This window comes from bacterium (genome assembly GCA_024228115.1).
GTDB lineage: Bacteria > Myxococcota_A > UBA9160 > UBA9160 > UBA6930.
The window spans coordinates 1-912 of record JAAETT010000595.1; the positions used below are offsets into that span (position 1 = coordinate 1).

Annotated in this window: 1 protein-coding gene; it reads right to left on the reverse strand. The window is 65.1% G+C overall.

All coding sequences use genetic code 11. The annotated features are described in order from the left end of the window. Window positions 1–103: 103 nt before the first annotated feature. The coding region (locus tag GY937_25065; protein ID MCP5059987.1) for an IS66 family transposase at window positions 104–912 on the reverse strand (809 nt) is incomplete at its 5' end.

The window sequence follows — 912 nt, forward strand, 5'->3', positions numbered from 1 at the left end:
GGTCGAGCCGGGAGGGCGTTCGCCCTGGGTCAAGGACCTTTCGACCCGGAAGATCTGAATCGGAATCCGGAACGGCGGGCTGCGTCGCCCCCCGGCCAAATGATCAGATTTCTACGCTTCTGAGTGAGCGTCTACACTCGGCCGCCTTGCCCGGCTCCTTCAGCACCTGGAAACGCGACTCGTCGCACTGCACGAAGCCGCTCGCGAGGATCTCTTCCCGCATCCGCTCCACGAGCGGCTGCACCAGCTCACCGGCCTTCACCATCCACGAGGCCAGCGTGGCCCGCGAGAGATCGATCCCGAGGCGCCCGAGGATCTTCTCCTGCCGGTAGAGGGGAAGCGCATCGGCGTACTTCGAGATCGCCACGTAGGTGAGCAGCGAGGGCGAAGCCACGCTCTTCGGGATCGGCTGCGGCGGCAGCGGCGCGATCCTCACGCCCGTCTTGCACTTCGGGCACCCGTACTTGGGGCGCACATGGACGAGGACCCGTGCCGTTGCCGGGATGAACTCGACCTGCTCCGAGGTCTCACGGCCAATCTCGACGAGGGCCGTCCCATCCGCCTCGCAGACCTTCTCGTTCTCGGAGAGATCGTGGAGGATCTCTTCGCGGGGCATCCAGGAAGGCAGCGGCCGCCGCCCTCGTTTCGCCCGCGTGTGGGCCGGTACCGAGACCGTGGAATCCTCCTCGCTGACTTCGTCACAGACCAGCTGCTCGGCCTCGTTGAACAGCCCCAGTTGATCGCGGTGTACGCTCTCGCTGCTCCTGCCGAATTGCTGGCTCTTCAGGAGGCGGACGTACTCGCGGAGCTGGCGGATTTCGATGTCGCGTTCCGTGATCGCGGCGTCGCGCTTCTCGATTTCGGCATCACGTTCGAGGAGAATTGCCTGCAGTTTCTCTGCATCGCCCGGAA